Origin of the sequence: Candidatus Palauibacter sp. (genome assembly GCF_965213655.1) — a bacterium.
Taxonomy (GTDB): domain Bacteria; phylum Gemmatimonadota; class Gemmatimonadetes; order Palauibacterales; family Palauibacteraceae; genus Palauibacter.
Map to the genome: position 1 here is coordinate 1,659,318 of NZ_CBDBZT010000003.1, position 23,507 is coordinate 1,682,824.

Annotated in this window: 17 protein-coding genes; 2 read left to right on the forward strand and 15 right to left on the reverse strand. The window is 68.5% G+C overall.

Annotated features, from left to right (window positions below; translation table 11 throughout):
• Positions 1–52: 52 nt before the first annotated feature.
• The 10 genes from ACOOGH_RS09605 to ACOOGH_RS09650 form a co-directional block, all read right to left on the reverse strand.
• Positions 53–1,423, reverse strand: coding sequence for a CCA tRNA nucleotidyltransferase (locus ACOOGH_RS09605; protein WP_420448700.1), 1,371 nt, complete (start codon positions 1,421–1,423; stop codon positions 53–55).
• A gap of 7 nt (positions 1,424–1,430) precedes the next feature.
• Complete coding sequence (locus ACOOGH_RS09610; protein ID WP_420448701.1) at positions 1,431–2,204, reverse strand: SDR family NAD(P)-dependent oxidoreductase; 774 nt, start codon at positions 2,202–2,204, stop codon at positions 1,431–1,433.
• A complete protein-coding gene (locus ACOOGH_RS09615) occupies positions 2,201–2,557 on the reverse strand; it encodes a hypothetical protein (protein ID WP_420448702.1) in 357 nt (118 codons plus the stop codon). Before ACOOGH_RS09615 ends, ACOOGH_RS09610 begins: the two co-directional genes overlap by 4 nt.
• Before the next feature lies 1 nt (position 2,558).
• Positions 2,559–5,231, reverse strand: coding sequence for an alanine--tRNA ligase (gene alaS, locus ACOOGH_RS09620; protein ID WP_420448703.1), 2,673 nt, complete (start codon positions 5,229–5,231; stop codon positions 2,559–2,561).
• 48 nt (positions 5,232–5,279) lie between these two features.
• Positions 5,280–5,933, reverse strand: a complete 654-nt coding sequence (locus ACOOGH_RS09625) for a regulatory protein RecX (protein WP_420448704.1) — start codon at positions 5,931–5,933, stop codon at positions 5,280–5,282.
• 80 nt (positions 5,934–6,013) lie between these two features.
• Positions 6,014–7,108, reverse strand: a complete 1,095-nt coding sequence (gene recA / locus ACOOGH_RS09630) for a recombinase RecA (protein ID WP_420448705.1) — start codon at positions 7,106–7,108, stop codon at positions 6,014–6,016.
• Positions 7,109–7,296: 188 nt separating this feature from the next.
• Positions 7,297–7,692 (reverse strand): hypothetical protein, encoded by a 396-nt coding sequence (locus ACOOGH_RS09635; protein ID WP_420448706.1) that lies wholly within the window; start codon positions 7,690–7,692, stop codon positions 7,297–7,299.
• On the reverse strand, positions 7,689–8,186 hold the full coding sequence (locus ACOOGH_RS09640) for a TIGR00725 family protein (protein WP_420448707.1): 498 nt from the start codon (positions 8,184–8,186) through the stop codon (positions 7,689–7,691). Before ACOOGH_RS09640 ends, ACOOGH_RS09635 begins: the two co-directional genes overlap by 4 nt.
• A gap of 2 nt (positions 8,187–8,188) precedes the next feature.
• On the reverse strand, positions 8,189–8,623 hold the full coding sequence (dtd, locus tag ACOOGH_RS09645; protein ID WP_420448708.1) for a D-aminoacyl-tRNA deacylase: 435 nt from the start codon (positions 8,621–8,623) through the stop codon (positions 8,189–8,191).
• A gap of 813 nt (positions 8,624–9,436) precedes the next feature.
• Positions 9,437–11,410, reverse strand: coding sequence for a DEAD/DEAH box helicase (locus ACOOGH_RS09650; RefSeq protein ID WP_420448709.1), 1,974 nt, complete (start codon positions 11,408–11,410; stop codon positions 9,437–9,439).
• Between ACOOGH_RS09650 and ACOOGH_RS09655 the strand changes: the two genes are divergently transcribed.
• Entirely contained in the window at positions 11,409–12,884 is a 1,476-nt protein-coding gene (locus tag ACOOGH_RS09655) for a pyridoxal phosphate-dependent decarboxylase family protein (protein ID WP_420448710.1), read from the forward strand. The genes ACOOGH_RS09650 and ACOOGH_RS09655 overlap by 2 nt on opposite strands.
• Positions 12,881–13,576, forward strand: a complete 696-nt coding sequence (locus ACOOGH_RS09660) for a DsbA family protein (protein WP_420448711.1) — start codon at positions 12,881–12,883, stop codon at positions 13,574–13,576. Before ACOOGH_RS09655 ends, ACOOGH_RS09660 begins: the two co-directional genes overlap by 4 nt.
• Before the next feature lie 8 nt (positions 13,577–13,584).
• Here the strand turns inward: ACOOGH_RS09660 and ACOOGH_RS09665 are convergent, their stop codons facing one another.
• From ACOOGH_RS09665 to ACOOGH_RS09685, 5 genes are all read right to left on the reverse strand, one after another.
• Entirely contained in the window at positions 13,585–14,736 is a 1,152-nt protein-coding gene (locus tag ACOOGH_RS09665; RefSeq protein ID WP_420448712.1) for a helix-turn-helix transcriptional regulator, read from the reverse strand.
• 184 nt (positions 14,737–14,920) lie between these two features.
• Positions 14,921–16,069 carry a helix-turn-helix transcriptional regulator gene (locus ACOOGH_RS09670; RefSeq protein ID WP_420448713.1) on the reverse strand — a complete coding sequence of 383 codons (1,149 nt, stop codon included), beginning with the start codon at positions 16,067–16,069 and terminating at the stop codon, positions 14,921–14,923.
• A gap of 178 nt (positions 16,070–16,247) precedes the next feature.
• Positions 16,248–17,414 (reverse strand): helix-turn-helix transcriptional regulator, encoded by a 1,167-nt coding sequence (locus ACOOGH_RS09675; protein ID WP_420448714.1) that lies wholly within the window; start codon positions 17,412–17,414, stop codon positions 16,248–16,250.
• Positions 17,415–17,575: 161 nt separating this feature from the next.
• Positions 17,576–19,783 carry a CRTAC1 family protein gene (locus ACOOGH_RS09680; protein ID WP_420448715.1) on the reverse strand — a complete coding sequence of 736 codons (2,208 nt, stop codon included), beginning with the start codon at positions 19,781–19,783 and terminating at the stop codon, positions 17,576–17,578.
• Between the two features lie 53 nt (positions 19,784–19,836).
• On the reverse strand, positions 19,837–23,274 hold the full coding sequence (locus ACOOGH_RS09685) for an FG-GAP-like repeat-containing protein (RefSeq protein ID WP_420448716.1): 3,438 nt from the start codon (positions 23,272–23,274) through the stop codon (positions 19,837–19,839).
• Positions 23,275–23,507: the final 233 nt, after the last annotated feature.

A 23,507-nucleotide genomic window follows, 5' to 3' on the forward strand; every position in this document is an offset into this window, starting at 1 on the left:
TCGGCGCCCGGTTCCACGTCGGCGAAGAGGCTCGGTTCGTCAGTCATCGGCCTCAGTCATCGGCGTCGGGCAGCCCGTCGCCGGCCGCGAGCGCGTCGCGTGGCCGCGAGGCCTCCGCGAGTGAGCCGATCTCGATCAGGCGCCGGGCCTCTTCGAGGAGGAGTTCATACTCGTTGCGGCCCGGGTCTTCGATGACCTGTTCGAGCAACTCCTCCAGCAGCATCCGAACGAGCGGACCCGGCGACATGCCGAGCGCGAGGAGGTCGTCTCCCTTGACCGCGAGACTTGCAAGATCCAGAGCCGGGTCTCCCTCGCGCTCTTCCCGCACGCGCTTCTGCGTCGCCGCCAGGTAGCGCTCCGCCCGTGTCTCTCCCGCTTGGCGGGCTACGGCGAAGTGCAGCGCGAACAGGTCTTCCCACGCGTCGCCGACCGATGCGAGCCAGCGCCGATGCTCCGCCGCGGAGTCCAGGGCGCCCACGAAGGGGAGGTACAGCCGGGCGAGCCGGGTGACGTAGCGCCGGTCCGCGTTGGAGAACTTCAGACGGGAGAGCAGCGACTCGGCGGCTTCGGCGCGCCCCTCGGGCGTGTCGGACGCGGACACGAGCAGACTCGCCAGGCGCACATTGCCTGCCTGCGCCGGAGCCGCATCGACGGCGCCGAGCGCGGACCTCCACGCGTCGCCATCGGCCGCCAGCCCCAGCAGCTCCGGATACCAGTGGCCCAGCGCCCCGCACGTCGCGTACAGGTCCAGCGCGGCCGAAGGCTTCGGGTCCGCCATGACCTTGAGCAACTCCTCGCGCACGCGCTCGGCCGACAGCCCGGACAGACCGCCCACGGCCTCTCGCATCGCTTCGTCCGTGCGCGCCTCCACCGCCCACTCGAATCGCCCCGCGAACCGGAAGCCGCGCAGGACGCGCAGGTAGTCCTCGCGGAAGCGCGCATCGGCATCTCCCACGGCGCGCAGGATCCCGTCTTCGATATCCTCCGCGCCGCCCCACTCGTCGCGCACCTCGCCGGAGGCGGGCCGCCAGGCGATCGCGTTCGCCGTGAAGTCCCGGCGGCTCAGGTCCTCCCCGATGGAGTCGGCGAAGGCCACCCGCGCGTGGCGACCATCCGTCTCGACATCACGCCGAAAGGTCGTCACCTCGTAGCTGTCGTCCCCATCGAGCACCGTGACGGTCCCGTGCGATACCCCGACCGGCACGGTCCGCCGAAAGAGACACATGACGTCGTCCGGGCGGGCGTCCGTCGTGAGGTCCCAGTCCGGCTCGGGCAGGCCGGGCGCCCGTCCGACCTGCTGGACGTAGGCGTCGCGGATGGAGCCGCCGACGGCCCAGGCCTCGAACCCCGCGGCTTCCAGCCGTGCCGCGGTTCGGGAGAACCCGGGCGGCGGGGAGAACCGGCCCGGATCGATCCCGGTCACGGCATTCTCAGCCACACAGCACGCTGCCGCCGTTCACGTTCAGGATCTCTCCGGTGATATGCCGGGCCGCGTCGGAGAGAAGGAAACAGATGGGACCGGCGATGTCCTCGGCGCTCGCGACCCGTCCAAGCGGAATGAGCGACAGCGCGGCGCGCCCCGCATCTCCCTGAAGGGCGGGCGAGGCCATGTCCGTGTCGACCCACCCCGGGGCGACAGCGTTCACGTTGATCGAACGCGGACCGAGTTCGGTCGCGATCGATTTGCAGAACGCGTTGATCGCACCCTTCGATGCGGCGTAGTGGCTGTGCTCCGCCTCCCCTCTCTGGGACGCGGTCGAGGACACGAGCACGATTCGCCCGTCCTCCCGCATGCGCCGCGCCGCTTCCCGCGTGCTGGCATAGATCGAGGTGAGGTTCGTCTCGATCATGAGACGCCATTCCGCCGCCCCGAGCACGTCCAGAGGCCGCGGCTCCACGTTCCAGATCCCGGCGTTGCCCACGAAGCCGTCGAGTCCGCCGAATTCCGCATCGGCGTGCTCGAAGAGAGCCCGACAAGCCTCCGGGTCGGCCAGATCGCCCCCGGCGCACCAGTGACGGCCGTCCGGGGCCAGCGCGCGCGCCTCCTCTACCGCCTGCCGCGCCTCCGCCTCGGCACGATGATAGGCGATGCCGACGGACGCGCCCGACGCCGCGAGGCTTCGTACGGTCGCGCGACCGATCCCGCGCGAGCCGCCGGTCACGAGTACCCGTCTGCCCGCGAGTCCCGGCATCGGCGCCGTCACTTCGCCTCCTCCTGCGCTCCGAAGTACTCGCCGATCAATCCGTGCGGCCCCGTCCGATCCGCCAGTCGGCGCGCCCGCGCGGCGCTTCCCCCCAGCGCCGGCTCGGCCGCCGCTTCGAGCGCGTAGGTGAGAATTGCGTCCGCGGCGAGCAGGGTGACCGCCTCCGAGCGGTCCGCTTCGCCGTCCGCGACCGTCGCCAGGGCATCGAGCGCCGCATGGACCAGGCCGTCCTCGCCGTCCTCCAGACGCCCTCGAACCAGCGGCCACACGGCCTCCGCCAACTCCGCCGGAGCGCCCTCCAGCCGCCCCGCGAGCCACGCTTCGAGCGTGAGAGAGCCGGGATCGGCCGCCACCTCAGCCACCGGACAAGGCGGGGACACGCTCGGCGGCCCAGGCCCTCGCGGCTCCGAGCCCATCTTCCGCGCGCGACGGATCCCCCACGCCACCCTGAGCGAAGCGCGCGCTCCCGCCGCCGCCGGAACCCGTGGCCCGGCTGGAGACGCGGACGAGGTCTCCGGCCTTGACGCCGAGCCGGATGAGATCGTCCGAGACGACGGAGATGAACGCATGGCGATCCTCGTCCGAGAACACGACGTGAACGACCGCGGCTCCCGACCCCATCCCGCCGCGCAGGCGGTCGCCAAGCGCGCCGAGGTCGGTACCGCCGGGCACCTCCAGCCGCCCCGCCACGAAACGGGCCCCGTTCGCGTCCGCCGCACCCATCTCGCCCGCACGAGCGAGCAGCGTCTCCAGTTGTCGTTCGGCGGCATCCCCCCTCTGTCCCCTAACTTCTTCGGCGAGTGCGTCACGTTCCTCGAGGAGCCGGTCCATGCGGGCCGCCAGGTCGGCCGGCGGGCAGCGCAACCGCGCGGCCAGTTCGGTGATGATCCGATCCCGCTCCAGCTCGCGTCGGTACGCCCCCTGCCCCGTCACTGCTTCGATACGCCGGATCCCCGCCGCGACCCCGGTCTCGGACAGAATCCTGAATGTCCCGATCTGACCGGTCGTGCGGACGTGCGTCCCGCCGCACAACTCCAGACTCAGACCCGGAACTTCGATCACGCGCACGATGTCTCCGTATTTCTCCCCGAAGAGGGCCATCGCGCCGGCCGCGATCGCCTCGTCATAGTCACGTTGCGATGCGTCCACATCGTGGTTCCCGAGGATCGCTTCCGTCACCTCCGCTTCGATGTCCGCCCATTCCTCCGGCGTCAGCGGACCCCGATGGCTGAAGTCGAAGCGAAGCCGATCCGGGGCCACCAGCGATCCGGCCTGCTGCACGTGCTCGCCCAGCCGGTTGCGGAGCGCGGCGTGCAGCAGGTGCGTCGCCGTGTGGTTCCGCTCCGTATCGCGGCGGATCGGATCCACCTGTGCGCATACATAGTCGCTGACCACCCCCTCGGCCTCGGGTAGCGAGCCTTCCGCCAGCGTGCCCGCGACCACGGTCCGGTCGTCGTCGGCCCAGACAGTGGAGATGTCGACAGCCCAGCCGTCCCCGATGACGCGTCCCGTGTCGGAGACCTGGCCGCCGCTCTCCAGGTAGAAGGGATTCCGCTCGAGAAGGAACGCGTGCAGCCCGTCCCGTGCCCAGCGCCGGCAGTCGGTTTCGATCTCAAGTTCCCCGTAACCCACGAACTCCTGCGAACGGGGGCCGAGGGAGGCGGTCGCCTGAATGGAACCGACAAGCTCGCCTGTAAGAGTCGCACGCGCCCCTTTGCGCGAACGGACGCGCTGGGCCTCCAGAGCTTCGCTGAAGCCTTTCCAGTCGACCTCGTAGCCGCGCTCGCGGGCGATGAGGCCGGTGAGGTCTTCCGGGATGCCGTACGTGTCCTTGAGCTTGAACGCGACGTCGCCCGCGACCGTACCCGAACCTCCCTGCGGCATGGCCCGATCGATCTCGCGCATGCCGCCCTCGATCGTCGAGAGGAAGAGTTCCTCCTCGGCTTGCGTCGTGGAGAGCAGGTGCTCCCGCCTCGCCGCCAACTCGGGGAATGTCGCAGACATGCGGTCCACGACAACGTCCACGAGGTCGTGCAGGAGCGGGTCGCGACGGCCCAGCAGCCAGTAGTGCCGGACCCCGCGGCGCAGGATCCGCCGCAGCACGTAGCCCCGCTTCTCGTTCGAGGGGAAGACGCCATCGGCCAGCAGGAACGCCACCGCCCGCGCGTGATCCGCCAGGACGCGGAACGCGACACCATCGTCCCAGTTTTCGGGCGCCCGCGAGTAGGCGATCCCCAGACCCTCCTCCGCCGCTTCGATGATCGGGAGGAAGAGGTCCGTGTGGTAGTTCGTTCCCACGCCCTGCAGCAGGGCCGCGATGCGCTCGAGTCCGGCCCCCGTATCGATCGAGGGCGCGGGGAGCGGCGTGTCCGTGCCGTTCGGCGCGCGGTCGAACTGCATGAACACGAGGTTCCAGAACTCGATGATCGCGTCCGCCTCGCCGGCCGCCTCGAACTGCGCGTCCGTGATCCGGTCATCGCGATCCGTCCGCAGGTCGTAGTGCAGCTCGGAGCAGGGACCGCACGGACCGGTATCCCCCATCTGCCAGAAGTTGTCCTTGTCCCCCAGGCGCCGCACGCGCGACTCCGGAATCGAGGTCAGTTCCAGCCAGAGGTTGAACGCGTCGTCGTCGTCGTGGTGGACCGTGGCCCACAGTCGGTCGGGTTCCAGGCCGAGGTCGCCGGTCACCCACTCCCAGGCGAAAGCGATCGCCTCGCGCTTGAAGTAGTCGCCGAAGGAGAAGTTCCCGAGCATCTCGAAGAAGGTGTGGTGACGCGCGGTCCGCCCCACTTCTTCGAGGTCGTTGTGCTTGCCGCTGACGCGCAGACACTTCTGGGACGTGACTGCGCGGGGCCGGTCGGGGCGCTCCGTTTCTCCCGTGAAGATGCCCTTGAACTGCACCATCCCGGCATTCGTGAACATGAGCGTCGGGTCATCCGCAGGGACGAGCGGGCCGCTGGGCAGATGTATGTGCCCCTGCCGCTCGAAGTAGGAGATGAAGCTCTGCCGGAGTTCGTCCGCCTTCATCGTGTATCCGTCCGACTCGTGGCTCTCGTTTTCCCGTTCCGTCCGGCGCTATCTCGCCGGGCCATCCTCATCCGGCCAGTTCGCGTCGATCCATGCCCGAATGCTGCCAGCGGCGAACCCCCGTCTGGCCAGGTAGTCGAACAGCCGTCGACGTGCCTTCGCCGGGTCCGCTCCCGTCAGCCTCCGCGCCCGAGCGGTCGCGACGCGACGGAGCAGTGCCTCTTCCGTCGCGTCCTCTTCCACCATCGCCTCGCGGATGCCGCGATCCGCGTCCTCCCGCGACACGCCTCGTGCGAGAAGGTCGGACTGCATGCGACGGGACCCGCAGGGCCGGAGCCTGATGCGGTCTCGGGCGAAGCTGGCCGCAAACTGCGCATCGTCGAGATACCCCAGCGCTTCGAGACGTTCCAGCGCGTGTTGAATCGCGGCCCCGTCGATCCGATCCCGCCCCAGCCGACGTTCCACTTCCCGGCGACTTCTCGGGCGCACGGAAAGGTAGCGCAGCCCGACCGACATCGCTTCGGCCCGCCCGGCCGCGGCCCGGACAGCTTCGAGTTTTTCCGGTCCGAGCTGGACCCCGACGGTGAGCCGCAGTCCATGCACATCTTCATCGCGAAGCCGACCAAGGGAAACGCCGTCCAACTGGACGTCCGTCCAGCCGGAACGGCGCTTGACCGGGACAAGGCCGGTGATCTCGTTCACGTGCTACCGGCCGTCAAGGCGGCCTCCGACCGCCGCCCCTGGCAGAGGTTCCCCGGCTGCGTCGCGGCAGAGGGCCGAGACTAACGCCGGGTCGCCTGCTTCGAGGGGGGCCGGGAGTTCCTGGACTTATCCGCGTCCGCATCCGCCGCAGCCGTGTCCGGCTCCGGCACGGTCATTCCGAGTTCGTCGCGGATCCGGGCCTCGATCTCTTCCGCGATATCCGGATTCTCGCGCAGGAAGGTCTTCGAGTTTTCGCGCCCCTGCCCGAGCCGGACATCGTCACCGTATGAGTACCAGGCGCCCGCGCGGCTCACGATGCCTATGCTCTCGCCCATGTCCACGAGCAGACCCTCCCGGCTCACGCCCTGGTTGAACATGATGTCGAACTCGGCCTGCTTGAACGGCGGTGCGCACTTGTTCTTGACGACCTTCACGCGTGTCCGGCTTCCGACCAGATTGTTTCCTTCCTTGATGGAGGCGATCCGGCGGATGTCCAGTCGGAGCGAGGAATAGAACTTCAGCGCCCGGCCACCCGTCGTGGTCTCGGGGCTCCCGTACATGACACCAATCTTCTCGCGAATCTGATTGGTGAAGATGACGGCGGTGTTGGAGCGCCCGATCGCGCCCGTGAGCTTGCGGAGAGCCTGCGACATCAACCGTGCCTGAAGGCCGACGTGCGAGTCGCCCATCTCCCCTTCGATCTCCGCCCTGGGTACGAGAGCGGCCACCGAGTCCACCACGATGACGTCGAGCGCGCCGGATCGGACGAGCACTTCGGCGATCTCCAGTGCCTGCTCGCCCGTGTCGGGCTGCGACACGAGGAGGTTCTCGACATCGACCCCCAGCTTCTTTGCGTACCCCACATCGAGCGCGTGCTCGGCGTCGATGAACGCCGCCACACCCCCATCTTTCTGCGCGTTCGCGATCACGTGGAGCGTGAGAGTGGTCTTCCCCGAGGACTCGGGGCCGAAGATCTCGGTGACGCGCGACCTCGGGATGCCGCCGATTCCCGTGCTGTGGTCCAGATTGAGCGCACCGGTCGAAATGGCCGGAATCCGCACCCGCGCCCCTTCGGTTCCGAGCCGCATGATGGCTCCCTTGCCGTGAGCCCGTTCGATCTGGTTGAGGGCCACGGACAACGCCTTCTTCTGTTCCTGGTTCATCTCCACACCCATTTCACGCTCTCCCGATTCCCGAGGGTTCCGCAGCGCCGATGACGGGGAGCCGATCACCCACCGCAGCGGACGTTGACAATACGACTCGGGACGACCTTTCGCAATTTCTTCGGTTTTTCTCTCATCGCTGCGTCCGGCGTCCGTTTTCGAGCCTCGTTTCAAACTTCGGGGGGCACGTCAACGGGGTGTCAAACAGGCGTTGCGACTACGGCCCCACACGCGGGACAGAAGGCTTCGGTCCCGGCCAGTGACTGCTCGCAGTCCGGGCACCGGCTCGGGGCTGGCGGGGCGTTTCCGCGGTCCCCGCCCGGACGCTGCTCCCGTCCTTTCCGTCCGGAGGCCACGGCGTCCCGGGCGTCGATGGCGGCCCGCTCCAGACGGGCGCGCAGGAGCCTGTACTCCTCCTCGCGGAGCTTCCCCGTGTGGTATTCCAACTCGAGGTCCCTCAGCGCCTCGATGGCCGCGTCGCGCCGTTCCGCGGAGCCGAGCGAGGCACCCGTGTCGTCTCCCGCCCGAATCGCGGCCCAGATGGTCGTCACGAGGAGCACGACGAGAATGCTGCCGAAGAGCACGAATCCGGTCACGCGTTCACCCTCCGTCGCCGACTCAGCTCGCGTCGTGCCTCCGCAAGCTTCAGAGCCCGGGACGCCGCTTGAGCGGGGCCGTCCGCGACCTCCTCGACCACGCCCTCCGGGAGGGAAGAGGCGAGCCCGATCACGGGCACCCCGAACTTCCGGCAGAACGCCGCCTCGCTGAGCGTCCCCCACTCGCCGGCAATCGCGATCACCGCTTCGGACGCCCGCGCCACGACGACGTTCCGCGCCTCCCCCAGTCCGGTCGGGATCGGGATCGTGACCCCTCCCGCCGCGGCCCCGGCGTCGCCGCCGGGCAGAATCCCCACCACGGTCCCTCCTTCCGAACAAGCTCCGTCCGCCGCCGCCCGCATGACGCCGCCCATCCCGCCGCAAACGACGATCGCACCCGCGCGGGCGAGAGCCGCGCCCACGGCGTGCGCCAGGTCCGCGTCCCCCGCCGCCGCCTCTCCCGAGCCGATGACTCCGATCCGCAGCGGACGCACTCTCAGCGGTCCACCAGAAGAGTCACCGGACCGTCGTTCGTCAGTTCCACGTCCATCATCGCCCCGAACTCCCCTTCCGCGACCTCACCACCCGCCCGGCACAACTCCACAAAGCGGTCATACAGCGCGCGGGCGGCCTCGGGTCGCGCGGCCCCCGTAAAGGACGGGCGGCGACCCCGGGACGCGTCCCCGTACAACGTGAATTGAGACACGATCAGAAGCGCTCCGCCAACGTCGCGAGCCGAGCGGTTCATGCGGCCCTCGTCGTCCGCGAACACCCTGAGGCCCCACAGCTTGTCGGCCATCCAGGTCATCTGCGCATCCGAATCGTCCGGCGCGAAGCCCACGAGAACGACGAGCCCCCGACCGATCGAGCCCACGGTCTCGCCTCCGACCCGGACCCGGGCCCGGCTGACTCGTTGAATCACGACTCGCAATGGCGCCGCCCGGTTGCCGTCCCCAGTGCCGGTTTTCCACAAAGCGTGGAAAACGGTGTGCCCCGAAAAGATGCGACAGCCTTGAGTCCCGAGCGACTCCCTCCGGCGCGTGTCCCGCTCCGTGCCACAACATCCACGTTTTTTGGACAAGATATGGACAATATTTCAACATCATGTTTTTCGAAAAAACTGCGTGATCCACGTCTGTGAATCACCGTCTTGCGACGAGTCAGTTCCGGAACGGCGGAAGCCCCTGCTCCGCAGACCGCTGCGGAGTACATCGGGTCCTGCTCGCCCGACCGTTCGCCGAGCACCGCTCGAGAGGACGAAAGCGCATGTCTCGGGCCGGGCCGGCAACGTAAGGCGGGAGAAGCGAGAGACGGGATGGATGCACTCAGCCCTTGGCCACCCGAAGGTGTCAGGGGCTGAGTGAAGAGGCTTGTTTACGGCCAACCACCGCCGGTCCTGGTAGCTTGCGCGGTCTCCCAGAACCTCACCGAGCCTGGTACCGTCCGCCCGACCAGCTGTGCTCGATCCCTCTGCTTTCGGTCGCCTCGTTCCGTTGCCGAAACTCCGCTTCCTCTGGCCCGGGACTCGCGCCCCGGTTTCGCGATCTCGCGTCGGGCAACTCGCGGTGCGGTCTTCGGCCTCGACCTCCGGTCGGTCGGTGCCGCCTCCCTTAGCACTCCCTGATTCTAAAAAGATTTTTTTGGGCCGTCAAGAACCAATCTCTGCCAGCAGCATTTTTTTCAAAAATTCATTGTTCCGATGTCCGTTTTCCGTAATGATTCGCAAGGGAAAACGGGAATTTGGTCATTGGCCGTGCCAGAGATCCGTGGGAGCGGCGTCGATGCGTGAGCCCGACTGCTCCAGGTGGCGGAGCAGGCGGTTCAGGAGCGCTTCGTCCGGCAGAGTGCGACGCAGACCGGCTACGCTGGCGACGATGACGAGGTTCTCGCGCGCCCGTGAGAGGGCGACGTTGAGCAGCCGGGGAAAGTCCCGGTTCCGCCGCTCATCCAGGAACCAGCTGCGCCCGGGGGGTGCATCCACCGTGTCGATGAGGACGAGACGCTTCTCTCGGCCCTGAAAGCGATGGATCGTACTCACCTCGAGATCGGCGGGGGCGGCGCGACCGAGCCGACGCCGGATGAGATCGCGCAGGTGACGGGTCTGTGCGCGGTAGGGCGAGACCACCGCGATGTCGTCGACCCCATCCCGGGCCGCCGCGGCCAGGTAGTCGGCCACGGCTTCGGCGTGAGCCCGGTTCCGCCGTGAGCCGTCCACGCGCTCGACCCGCGGATCGAGACCGCTCGTATCGAGAACGATGAGAGCGGCGCCCCTCGCCACGCGCTTCGCGACCTCCGGGGCGTCTCGCAACCGTCCGCCGTAGAAGAACTCGCTCACCAGCTCACGAATGTCGGGCGCCATCCGGTACTGGAGATCGAGCATCGCGCACAACCCATCGTTGGGAGAGGGCAGTACGTCGCACGGCCCGGACTCGTCCACGACGCCCGCTTCCCTGAACAGGTCCCTCCGTAACCATCGCGCCGCCGCCGGGGCTGTGCTCGACACGACCGGCGGGAGCTGCTGGAAGTCGCCGACGGCGATGGCGGGTCCGGCAGCCCTCGAAGCGGCCAGAGCCACGTAGGGGAGTGGCGCCGTGCTCGCCTCGTCGATGAGCAGGGACTCGAACCTCAGGTCGCGGAGTTCCTCCCGGATCGAGAGCCGGGCGAAGGTGGTGAGGACGATGTCCGCCTCCTCCAGCACGCGCTCCGCCTGGCGTGCGATCTCGAGCATGGTGCGGCCCAGGCTGCGCGCGGCCTCCGCATCTCCGCGCGAACGAGCGAGCGAGAGCAGGCGTCCTGCCCGGGCGTAGGGATTGAGGCCGGAAGCATCCTCGCGCGACCCTGACGACGGGCCCGTCGTCAGCCGCCCCTCGAGGTCCGCGAGCGTGCGGTCCACGCCGCCGGCCCCGCCCTCGATCCGCCGTGCCAGCGCCGCGCCCAGGTCGAGGCGGGTGTCGGGCGCGGCGCCCAGATCGAACCCGACACGGATGATCCGGTCGCGATCGAGCATGGCCGGATCCGCAATGGAGGCCAGGCGACGCGCAATCTCGTCCACCGCGCCATTCGTCGTCGCCGCGACGAGCACCCGTCCGCGCAGCGCGAGCTCCAGCGCGGCGCGCGCCACGAGGCGCGACTTGCCGGTACCCGGCGGGCCCCAGACCAGTTGGGTGCTGCTTCCCAGCACCCGCTCCAGGGCGTCCCGCTGCGGCTCGTTCAGGTCCTCCGAGGAGGACAGTCGCGGGGCATCGCGGCCAAGACGTGGAGGCACGCGGCCGAAGGCCCCCAGGACCGTGTCCGGGAAGAAGTCCTCCGGATCCTGTCCGAGTTCGGCCAGTCGCGCGGACAGTTCGCGCAGCAGCCAGGTGGGATCGAACTCGAGTTCGGCGCCGTCGAGCCGTTCTCCGAGCCACTCGGTGCTCACAGCCTGCAGGAGGCCCAGGGTACGGTCGAAACGGAGGACAACCCCAAGCGCGTCCCGCCCGCCGCTGTGGATGCGGACGCGGTCATCGGCGCGGATGTCGTATGTTCCCCCCGCGATCTGGAAGGCGTAGCGATAACCCGTCCCCGCCTCTCCCCTGGAGCGTCCGGAGAGTGCGGGAATCGGCCTGTCCAGCCGACGGCGCGAGAGGTTCGCCGTGACCGCTTCGATCTCCTCCTCGATCGCAACCTGGAGATCGGCCAACAGAAGCCACAGCGACTCCCTGGAGTCAGGAGTTTGCATGCCGGACCACACCGATCCAGCGGGCCGCGAGGCCGCTGCAACCGCAGCTTCGGACTGGAATGCGGAGACCCTGCGGGCGGCGCTCGGGAAAGCGGCGGAATGGACGATCGACTACCGGAGCCACGTCGAGGAGCGGCCGGTGTTTCCCGCCGTCGCGCCCGGGGACGTGCGACGCGCGCTGGGGAGCGCGCCGCCCCGCTCCGCGGATCCCTTTGAGCGCGTGCTGGCCGACTTCGACGAGCACATCGCCTCCGGTCTCACCCACTGGAATCATCCTGGCTTTCTCGCCTATTTTTCGAGTTCCACGCGCGCACCGAGCATCGTGGCGGAACTCCTCGTCGCCGCCATCGGCGTAAACGCAATGTTGTGGCGAACCTCGCCTGCCGCGACCGAAGTCGAGCGAACCGCAGTCGACTGGCTGCGCCAGGCCGTCGGTCTCCCCGAGTCCTTCTCAGGGCTCATCTTCGACACTGCTTCGACCGCCACCTTCACCGCTCTCCTCGCCGCCCGCGAGCGCGCCGGGGCCGGAGTTCGAGACCATGGGCTTGCTGGCGGACCCGCCCTCGCGGTCTACACTTCCGAGCAGTCCCACTCTTCGGTGGAAAAATCGGCCATGGCCGCCGGGCTCGGCCGCCGCGCTCTCCGCCGCATCGAGACCGACGCCGCCTTTCGCATGCGTCCGGAAGCGCTGGAGTCGGCCATCACGGAGGACCTGGAAGCAGGGATCCGGCCGGCCATGGTGTGCGCGACGATCGGCACCACCTCGACGGCGAGCATCGATCCGGTCCCGGCCCTCCGATCGATCTCCGACCGATACGGGGTCTGGCTTCACGTGGATGCCGCGTACGCGGGACCCGCGGCCATGCTTCCCGAACAGCGGCCTCTCTTCAGCGGATGGGAGGCAGCGGATTCGGTCGTCCTCAACCCCCACAAGTGGCTCGGCACCTCGCTCGACTGTTCGGTGCTCCTTTACCGGGACTCGGCCCCCTTCCGGGCTTCCCTCGCCCTCACCCCGACCTACCTCGAATCGGAGGACGACGAGACCAACCTCATGGACATCGGGCTGGCGCTCGGCCGCCGTTTTCGCGGGCTCAAGCTGTGGGTGCTGTTCCGGTGCGTGGGTACGGACGGGCTCGCCGAGACGATGCGCTCGCATATCGCGATGGCCGCGGCGGCGGCGGCGCGACTCGTCGACGGCGGCGTGTTCGAACTCGCGGCGCCCGTCTCCTTCAGCACCGTTTGTTTCCGCGCGAAACTGGAGGGCGACCCGGAAGGGGCCGACCGCTGGAACCGCGATATCCTGCGGAGGGTCAACGCGGGGGGACGCTCTTTTCTCTCGCACACGGAACTCGATGGACGCTATACTGTACGGTTGTCCGTCGGGAGCGTTCACACGGAGGAGCGCCACCTCGACGAGGTGCTCGAAGCGCTCCATCGGGCCGCCACCGACCTCTCACCGGGAGAACCGGGTTGAACGCCACATCTCGTTTCCGATCTATCGCAAGCGCTGCCGGCCTGCTTTCCGGTATCGCCCTCGCGGGCGCGGGCTGCGCCGCGGAGGCCGCGAGCACGCAGGAGCGCTCCGTCATCCCGCCCGATGCCCAGGTGGCCCGCGAGCGCGCAGACCGCAGCCGGATCAAGGGGGAGGAGGGGGCTCCCGTTCGCGTGGTCGAGATATCCGACTTCCAGTGCCCCTTCTGCCGGCAGTTCCACGAGCAGACGCTGACGAAGATCGACAGTGCCTACATCGCCGAGGGCAAGGTCAGCTACCTGTGGATCGCGTACGCCAACCCCGGACACGCGCAGGCTTTCGTGTCGACGGAGGCCGCCTACTGCGCGGGGGCCGTGGGCAAGTTCTGGCCCATGCACCACATCCTGTTCGAGCGTCAGGACGAGTGGAGCGGGGCGGCCGATCCCTACGCCCTGTTCATCGATTACGCGGACGAGATCGACATCGACACCGAGTCCTTCGGCTCGTGCGTCCGAAACAGTACCCTCGCCCCGCTGGTGCTCCGCGATTACACCAGCGTCACGCAGGCCGGGATCTCGAGCACGCCCTACTTCATCCTGGGCGACAGCGTGGCTCTCAGGGGTGCCGCCGACTTCGGCACCTTCTCCTCGGCGATCGACACGCTCCTGATCCTCAAGGGAGAGGGCGGACCCTAGCAGCGACGTCAGCGGCGAGAATCGGGAAAGCCCTCCAGCGACAGAACGCGTTTCACCAGGTCCACCTGGCGCGAAATATTCTGTTTGCGGAAGATCTGCTTCAGGTGCCAACGCAGGGTCTGCTCCGTGCGGCCTGTCGATTCGGCGATATCAAGCAGGGTCTGGCCCGTGGCCAGCGATGCAGCCAATTGGCCTTCCGCCGGCGTCAGGCGGAGCATGTCGGCCACCATGTCGGGATCGACCCGGACCCGGCTTGCCGGATCCGCGATGAGAACGAGTGCGGCGGGGCGGAGTGCCTCGAAGGAGGGCGATTCGTCGCCCACCGGACAGACGTACAGGGCCAGCGGCCCCTTGGTGGAGAAGCGCCCGATTACCGTCGATCCGGAAAGCCCCTGCGCACCGAACGGTGGCAGCGCCCGTCCCAGCAACCGTGAGAGTTCTGCACTCTCCGCTTGCACGCGGGCGCCCAGGGATCCGGCTCGGTCGATCAACCGGTCGCCGCTTCGCAGTTCGTCCTGAGCCCGGTCGTTCGCCGCAACGATACGTCCTTGCCGGTCGAGCTGGATCACGCCCAGTCGCCTGCTGTCGAGCAGTCCGGTGAGCGACGCGCTGACCTCCCTGGCCTCGACCAGCACCTGACGCGCCAGCAGAAACTGGCGCACATGCGGATAAAGCCGCTTGATGATTGCGATTTGATCGGTGTCCCACTCCCCCTGTCCGGAGGGGTCGAGGAACAACCACAGGATGAATGATTCCCGCGGCCCCGCCAGCCGCAGGTTGAGGCCGCCCTGCGCCTTGGCGCGGCGGAGCGCTTCGTTGTAGGTGCGGGAGGTCGCCTTCTCCCGATCCGTGTAGAGATCGCCCGTGTGGACGAGTCTGCCGTGGTGAATCCGCCGGATGCGGGGGACGCGTTCGTCCTGCTCGTAGCAGTCGCGGAAATACTCATCCCTCAGGTCGTCCCGACGCTGTCCGTCGAGGTGCATCTGGGTAAAGAAGAAACGCGGCCCTTCGCGACGCGTCCCTTCCGTGAAGACCAGGGCACTGCCTCGAGTCCGGCTGATTTCGCTGATCAGCCGGCTCGCCTCGGACCAACGCGTATCGTCGAGTGTGGCCTCGTGCACCAAAGCCAGCGCACGCTCGAACGAGTCTTTCAACTTCATGCCCCCTCCCGGTTGTGGCGGTAGTCGTCGCCTACTACCGCCCGCGTGTCCTGGGGGTTCCCGGTTCCTCTGGCCGCCTCTCCAAATTTGGGGGGCTAACATCGGGATTGCGCCCCTCAAATAGGGGGGCATGAACGACACGCGACGCTTTACGCGAGGATCGTCGCGGTGGGCGGCGAGCGATTCAGCCGGACAGGTGGGGGAAACCCTCCAGAGTCAGCACGCGCCGCACCAGGTCCATTTCTCTCGAAATGCCTTGCTTGCGCAGGATCTCCTCCAGGAGCCTCCGCCCGGTCGCTTCCGCACCTCCACTTGCCCGTGCAATATCCTGAAGCGTGTCGCCGGCGGCCAGCGCCACTGCCAGTCGGCTTTCCGCCGCCGTAAGGCCAAGGGCCGCCTGCACCAGACCCGGGTCGACCGAAGCCCGGCCGGCCGGGTCCACGACCATGACAAGTGCGGCAATCCGCCGCTTGCCGCAGGACGGATACCCATCGCACACCGGAGTGACGTGAAGAGCCAGCGGCGTCGCTGAGGAGCGCCCGATCATCATCGAGCCGGCCGAACCACGGGCGCCGAAGGGAGGCACGGCGCGGGCCAACAAGCGGGAAAGTTCGGAGTTCTCCGTCGGACTCCGGGCACACAGGAGGTCATCCCGATCGAGGAGGCGATCGCCCTGCCGCAGGATCCCGAGGGCTCGGTCGTTTGTGGTCAGGATCCGACCGCGCCGGTCGAGATAGATGGCGCCGACTCGGGTGTTGTCGAGCAGCCGGGTGACGGACGTGCCCTCGACTCCGGCCTCGGCCAGGGTGTGGCGCACGACCGCGAACTGACGTACGTGGGGAGCGAGACGTTCGATCAACCCGATCTGATCCGACCCCCAACCTCCCGGCTGCGTCGTGTCGGAAGTGGTCCACGAGACGTGTGATCCCTGCGGGCCGTCCAGCCGGACCTGGAGCCCGTTCTGCCACTTGAGTTCGGGCAACGCCTCGTTGTACGTGGCCGATGTCTGCTTCTCCCGGGCGGTGTAGAGATCCCTGGTGCGGACCACGCGCCCGCTTGGCAGTCGGATTACGCGCGGCACTCGTTCGTCCTGCAGCCAGTAGTGCCTGAAATATCTGCGCTCCCAGTCTTCCCGGCGTCGCCCGAAAAAACTGAACTCAGCCAGCAACACCGCCGCGGCAGCTGGAGACTTCGCCTCCACGAACATCAGAGCGCTTCCGTTAGTTCCGGCGATCTTGCTGATCAGGCGATCCGCCTGGTGCCAAGCTGCACCGTGGAGCGCGGCCTCCTGCAGTACCGCCAGGATGCGTTCGAAAGAGTCCGACTGATTCATGATGTCTTCGCTGCCTCCGTCACGGTTGGCGCCTCGAGAGCTTGATCGGTTGTGCCCGTGACAAGATACCCGTAGCAGAGCGTGAACACAGAAAATAAGGGGGCGGAGTCGTCCGGAAGGCCTTCTCTCGTCCCGGCCTGTGACGCCGCCGTCAGCTCATTCAACCCGCACGGGCGTACTACCGTGGCGGATCGACAAACCCTTCGAGCGAGAGCACGCGGCGCACGAGATCCACCTGCCGGGAAATACCTTGTTTGCGGAATATCTGCTTCAGGTGCCAGCGGACGGTCTCTTCTGTACGCCCCGTCGACCGAGCTATGCCGTGCAGCGTTTCTCCGGCGGCCAACGCCACCGCCAGCTGGCTTTCCGCCGGCGTAAGGCCCAAACCGGGCGCCACGTGCGCAGGGTCGATCCGGGGCCCGCTGGTCGGATCCACGATCAGAAGCAGCGCGCCGATCCTGCGTGTCCTGAAGTGCGGGTACTCGTCACCCACCGGATTGATGTGCAAAGCAAGCCGGGGCAGGGAGGACGAGGAGGAGGAGGAGCGCGAGACCATCATCGATCCGGCGGCGCCCTGGACGCCAAAGGGCGGCAGCGCCCTGTCCAGCAGCCGAGACAGCTCGGCGTTCTCCATTGGAATCCGGGCACGCAGGAAGCCCTCCCGATCCAACAGACCATTGCCCTTGCGCAGAATCTCCAGGGCTCGGTCGTTCGCCGTCATGATCCGTCCGCGGCGATCGATCTGAATGACGCCGAAGCGCGTGCTGTCCAGCAACCCGGGCGCGGACGAACCGGTAATCCCGGCCTCGGCCAACGCATGGCGCACGAGGGCGAACTGGCCCACGTGTGGCCCAAGGCGCTGGATCAGCTTGATCTGGTCGGTGCCCCAGCCCCCGTCTTCGGTAGAGTCGCAGACAACCCAAACGACGTGCAGGCCTTCCGGACCGTCCAGCCGAACGTGAAGACCGTATTGGCTCTTCGTATCGGGTAACGCTTCGTTGTACGTGGGCGAACTCTTCTTTTCCGCCTCCGTATACAGGTCTCCTGTGTGCACCAACTCGCCGTGATCGAGTCTGAGCACCCGCGGGACGCGTTCGTCCTCGAGCCAGTATTCCTCGAAATACCTGCGCTCCCAATCCTCGCGGCGTTGTCCGCGAAGGGAGAGCCGCGTGAGGAAGGCCACCCCATCAGTTTGAGATTGGCCTCCGAGCAACGCGAGGCCACTGCCCTTCGTTTGCGCAGTCTCGCTGATCAGGCGTTCGGTCTCGGGCCAACGTGTGTCGTCGAGAGCGGCCTCGTTGAGCGACGCCAGGATCCGGTCGTACGCATCTCGGGCGCCCTTCACGCGTTTGTTCGCTCCGGCACCACGGCACCTGCCTCCAGATTCTGGTGATCCTGCGGGTATCCGTTCAGGCCTTCACCACAACTTGGGGGTGCAACAGGGGGAAATCGCCCCCAAAACAGAGGGGGCGGACGGGTACGACAGGTGGATTCTTCGTTCTTGGGTCAGCCGCCGCCGAGGCGGATCCGGGGCCTCTCCAGCGGTTCGGCGGTCCCGGTGCCCTCCGCAACGCGGTAGGCGCGGTCGAGAGCGAGGCCGGTGAGCCGATCGACGGTACCTGAGCCCGGCCAGCGGATCTCGGCGGACTCGATGTGCGTCGCCCGGCCGAGACCGATCTCCTGGCGGAGCGGGTTCGCGCCGAAACTCCCGCCGGTGCCGGCCCGGCGGTGGATCCGTCTCTCCCCGTCCGGCCCCTCGACTGTCACGGTGATCCGGGCTCCGATCGCGGACCGGTTGGCCCGCTCTCCCACCAGAGTGAGGGCGATCCAGCGGTTACCGAACCCCGGGTTCTCGTAGAGGGCGTTGGGCGAGAGATCTCCCTCGTTCGCGCCACCAAGCTGGATATGCACGTCGGTGTCGCCGTCGTTGTCGATGTCGACGAAGGAGACGGCGTGTCCCTTGTGCAGGCTCCCGAAGCCGCCAGCGCCGGTCACCTCCACGAAGCGGTCCCCGAGGTTGCGGAACATCCGGTTCGGCATCAGTTGCCGCAGGTCCGGGTCGCCCGTGCCGACGAGGAAGTCGAGCCGGCCGTCGCTGTCGAGGTCGCCGTAGTTCGACCCCATGGCGTACATGATTCGGTCGATCCCCTGCCCGGCCGTGACGTCGGCGAAGCTGCCATCCCCCAGGTTCCGGTACAGGCGTGGGAGCGCGGCGGCGTACGGTTCCCCCGTCATCTCGCGCACGATGTCGGCCGTCTGCGCGGCGTAGCCCGCCACGTAGATGTCCAGCCAGCCATCACTGTCGAAATCCCAGAACCAGGTCGGGAAACTCGCCAGCGGTTCCCCGACGCCGGCCCGCTCGGTCACGTCCGCGAAGGCCCACCCGCCACCATCGGCGTCGGGTCCGAGGTTCCTGTACAGGCGGTTGGAGGCGTGGAGGATGGAGAGATAGAGGTCGGGGCGGCCATCGTTGTCATAGTCCCCCCAGGTCACGCCTTTCACGAAGTCGGCTACCTCGATGCCGACCTCCGCGGCCACTTCCTCGAAGGTCCCGTCGCCCCGGCTTCGGTAGAGTTCGCTGCGGTGTGTGAGGCTGTCCCTCGATTCGTTCCCGATGAAGAGGTCGAGCCAGCCATCGCCGTCGAAATCGGCCCACGCGCCGGTTTGCGTCGGGTGCTCGGAGTAGAGTCCGACCTCCCGCGTCACGTCCGAGAAGAAGCCGCCGTCGTTGCGCAGCAGTGAGTTGGGGTACGGCTGCACGAGCCAGCCGCCGCGGAGGACGAAGATGTCCGCATCGCCGTCGTTGTCGTAGTCGGCGTGGACGAGGTTGAGTCCGCCGAGTAGCCCGACGAGTCCGGCCTCGGCCGTGCGGTCGACGAAGCGGCCCTCGCCATCGCTCTCGAAGTAGCGGAGTTGGTGCCGGAGCCCGCGGGAGGACGTCATGACATCGGGCAGGCCGTCGCCGTTGAGATCATCGACGATGGCACCGCCCGAGAGCGAGACCGCGTCGAGACCAACCCGCGCAGCCACATCGTCAAAGCGGGCGAGGTCTCCGGATCCCCCCAGCGCGGCTTCCGGGAGCCGGTACTCCGGAGGGACGCTGTCCGGCCAGGTACCGGCCGTCATCGCGGCCAGGTTCAGGACCCAGCGGGCCCGAAGATCGTCGGGCCGCAGCTGCAGGAGCGACCGGTGCCACCCGATCGCCGCATTCAGCGCCGCGCGCGCCGAATCGGAGACCAGGACGGGATCGCCCGGGGGCACGGCGGGCCAGCACGGTGAGCGCTCCAGAGCCGGTTCGACGGTTCCCGCGGCGGGTCCCGAGGCGGGGCAGACGACTTCTGCGCCGAGGCGCAGGAAGGCGATCCCGATGAGTTCCTCGATGGAGCGGCGAAAGCCGGGGAACGGCTCGGCCGGTATCCCTTCCAGCGTCTGGTCGACGAAGATGAGTTGTTCGAGGGCGGGCTGGGTGTGCCCCGCATTCAGGAGTTCGCGCGCGGCGTTCGCGGCGCGGACCAGCATCTCCGCGCCGTCCGGCGAGGGAGGCAGGTCGGTCAGATATCGGAGCCGCGCGGTGTTGAGCTGTTCGTCGAGCAGCGGATCCGCCGAGTCGGCCAGCGCGAGCAGGCGGGCCGCCATGTCGCGCGTCCCGCCCGTGGGACCGCCGGGGCCGCCAGCCGGCTCGCCGCAGCCGGTCAGCAGCGCGACGGCCAGCATGGTCGCCGCTGCGCTCCGTCGGTTCCACGCTCGGGCTGACGCGTCGCCGCCCTTCACGAACCTTCGCCTTTTCTCAGCGTGACCTCCAGCGCGCCGGCCTCCGGCACCACGGCTTCCATCTCGAACGTCTCCTGCGTGCCGTCCGGCCAGCGCACCATCACGGCGCGGATGTCCGCCGCACGCCCCAGTACCTGCACGGATCCGTTGAAGGACCAATACCCGCTTCCGGCCTGGATCTCCCTGGCGGGACCCTCGGTGCCATCAGCGTACGTCGGGCGCAGCCGCGCTCCCGCACCGCCCGCAGATCCGCCCGGGGCGGACAGTCGTACGCGCAACCCCGGCCGTCCGCCCTGCCCGCGGAAGATGACGGTTTCAGCTCCGTTCTGCCCGACGGCCAGGTCCCAGCGCCCATCCCCATCGAAGTCGGCCGCGGCGGCGGCGCGGGCGTCGCCGTACACCTCGACTCCGCTTCGGGCCGCGTCGAGGATCCGGAACCCGCCCGCCCCGTCACCGAGCAACACGGCGCCACGACCCGCGTCGTGACGGGGCAAACCCTGCGGCGTCGCGAGGTAGTTCTGCGCCAGGAAGAGGTCCTCGTTCCCATCCCGGTCGAAGTCCGCCACGACCACCCCGAAGGCCGGGGCGAGCTGGACCTCCGCCGGTAGCGGGTGCGCCTCGAACCGCTCTGCGGCATTGAGGAAGACCGTGTGGAGGAGCGTCGTGGCGCTCGCCGGGTAGAGCCCCGAACGGCCCGCCCCGAGGAGGTCTTCGACGGAACTCCGCGCGAACGCCTCGAAGTTTGGTGCCGCCCGCCGCAGGAAGGGGAGCGTCCTTCCGAGCGTGAGGTAGTCGCGCACGGGCCGCCGGATGCCGTCCACTGTGGTCTCGAACTCGATGAGATCGACGAGTCCGTTCCCGTCGAAGTCGGATGCGACCACGCCGACGGGCCGCTCGGGGGTCGCACGAAGCCCGGTGTTCGTGCCCCAGGCCGTCACCACCAGGTCCGGGCGGCCATCGCCGTTGAAATCGCCCGTCGCAATGCCGTTCCAGCGCCCGGTGATCGTTCCCAGCCCCCAGTCATTCGTCGCGTCGGTGAAGCGTCCCCCGTCGTTCTCCAGTAGCCGCACCGGTCCCCACTCCAATGCGAGGACGAGGTCGGGATCGCCGTCACCATCGACATCGGAGAACACCGCCCCGGAGACGAGCCCGATCTGCCGCAGCGTCTCGGCGGCTTCCGCATCGACGAGCCAGTCGTCGCCATCGGCCAGGAACAGTCTCGAGTCGGCAGGCAGCGGATAGGCGCCGGGGGTGGCCCGGGCGCCGGCGAAAAGGTCGAGGTCGCCGTCCGCGTCGACATCGGCGGCCGCCAGGGGGCCCGTCGCGTGGCGGGTCGGCGGTACGGCCGGCGCGGGGCCTGCATCGAGGCGGGCGAGGGGCGGAATCGCGTCGAGCTCGGCCGGCGAGCGTGCCTCCCAACTGCTGACGCCGGCGATGATGACCGGCCGCTCGGGCGTGGGAAGCGCGAGGATCGACGTGTGGTCGCCGACGGCGGGGGCGCCGATGGGCACCGGGACCGCCAGCCGCCCGGCTTCGTTGACGGCGAGCTGGGCGCGGCCACCCGCCCCCGCCCCGACGAGCAGGTCCGGGTCACCATCCGCATCGATGTCCGCCCACGCCACACCCGGGCCGCCCCGTGACAGCTCGAGCGGCACCAGCGGCTGCCGGGCCAGCTCATCGAAGGCCGACTCGCCGTGCCGCCCGACGGCCTCGGGTCCCGCAAACAGCGCCGGGCTGCTTCCCGGCACCGGCGACTCGCCCATGCCCTCCCCCGGCGGCCCCACCTCATAGGCGCGATTCGCGCGCACCTGAAGCGTCCGGCGCCGACCTGAAGGCCAGATGATCGTCGCCCTCGCCTCCTCACGCTCGCCCATGGCGAACGCGAGCCCTGGATCCGAACCCGACAGATAGAGCCCGCCGGATGTGACCTGCCGCGTCTGATCCGGCGCGCCCGGACCTGCCGCGGATGTTCCGGCGAGCACGACGCGCGCGCCGATCGCCTGCGTGTTCCCGCCCTCCCCCAGCACCCGCAGGGCGACCCGCGCGCTCCCGGCGTCGTTCCGCAGGATGAGGGGTGGTTCGTCCAGCCGCGTGATAACGACATCGCGGTCCCCGTCGCGGTCGAGATCCGCCGCGGCGATCGCGTGGCTCACGTCGGGCTCCGGCCCGTATTCCCAGTCGCGTCCCGTCTCGGCGAACGTCCCGTCCCCGAGGTTCCGGAAGGCGAGGTTGCGCAGCCGCAGAGGCGGAAACACGCCGAGTTCCTCGCGCCAGTCCACCTGGATGCGGCCCGTGCGGAGCGCCTCCTGCGTATCCCCGTCGAGCGGATCCCACCCGTGCCCGTTCGTGATCAGGAGATCCTCGTAGCCATCGAGATCGACGTCGAGGAACATCGCGCCCCACGTCCATTCCGAGGCATCGAGCCCCGCGGCTCGCGCGGTCTCGGCCCAGGTTCCATCGCCGCGGTTGAGTTGCAGGGTGTTCCGATCTGCGGACGCCCGCACTCCGTGCTCGCCGGGGGGCGTCCACCCCGCAGTGCCGAGGGCCACCTGTCCGCGACGCCGGACGGGATCCCGAGACAGCATCTCCGCCGTCACGAAATCCGTGTCGCCGTCCCCATCGATGTCGGAGAAGTCGACCCCCATTGAGGAGGCGCTTTCGGTGCGCAGGGCGAGCCCCGACGCGGCGGTGAAGATGCCGCCCTCGTTGAGCCAGAACCCGTCCCGGCTTCCCAGGTCGTTGGCGACGAAGAGGTCGGCGTCCCCGTCGTCGTCGGCATCGAAAAAGCGCGCCACGAGTCCCCAGTCGCGGGGGGCGCTGAAGATCGGCTCGCCATCTGCGTCCTGAAAAACGCCCCCTGCGAGGTCGACCGGCGCGAAGCCCCCCGTCCCGTCGTTCAGGTACAGTTCGTCGGGGTCCGCGAGTTCGAAGCGCAGCGCCCGCTCGCCCTCGAGTTCGAACCGGTAGTGCTCGTCGAAAGGGGGCGTGATCACGAACTCGTCGCCGACCTGCTCCACCATCCCGCGCAGGCTCCGTTCCGCGGGGCTGAAGAGGTCATCTCCCTGGACCGTCTTGTAGTTGGCGAAGTACGCGTCGAGGTCCTCGTCGCCGTCGATATCGGCGAGCGCCAGCGTGCTGCTCCCCCACTCGCCATCGAACCCCGATTCCACTTCCTCGAAGATCCCGCTCCCGTCGTTCAGGAGGAGCGCGTTCGTCCCCCCGTGTACAGCCACGAAGAGGTCGAGGTCGTCGTCTCCGTCCGCGTCCGCGAGGACGGCGCCCCGCGACATCCGGTCGCCGAGCCCGGCCCCGGAGCGCTCCGTCACGTCCTCGAAGCGCCAGCCTCCGAGGTTGCGGTAGAGGACGTTCGGCTGGTCCAGCATGCAGAGGTAGAGGTCGACCCAGCCGTCCCCGTCCACGTCTCCGAGCGCCACGCCCACCCCGTGAATGAGCGTCCGGTTCGCGAGCCGGGCCTCCCGTGAAACGGAGGGGATCGCCTCGATGCCCGTTCTTCGAGGTGTCAGCGTGGTGAAGCCGCCTACGGGCCGTCCGTCGAACGAGAGGAGTCGCTCGCGGTATCCGTCCCCCTCGACCCAGTCGATCGAGACCGGGGGGGACGAGGCTTCGCAGGCGGTGAAGAGGCCGGCCGCGAAGGCCGCGGCAAGAG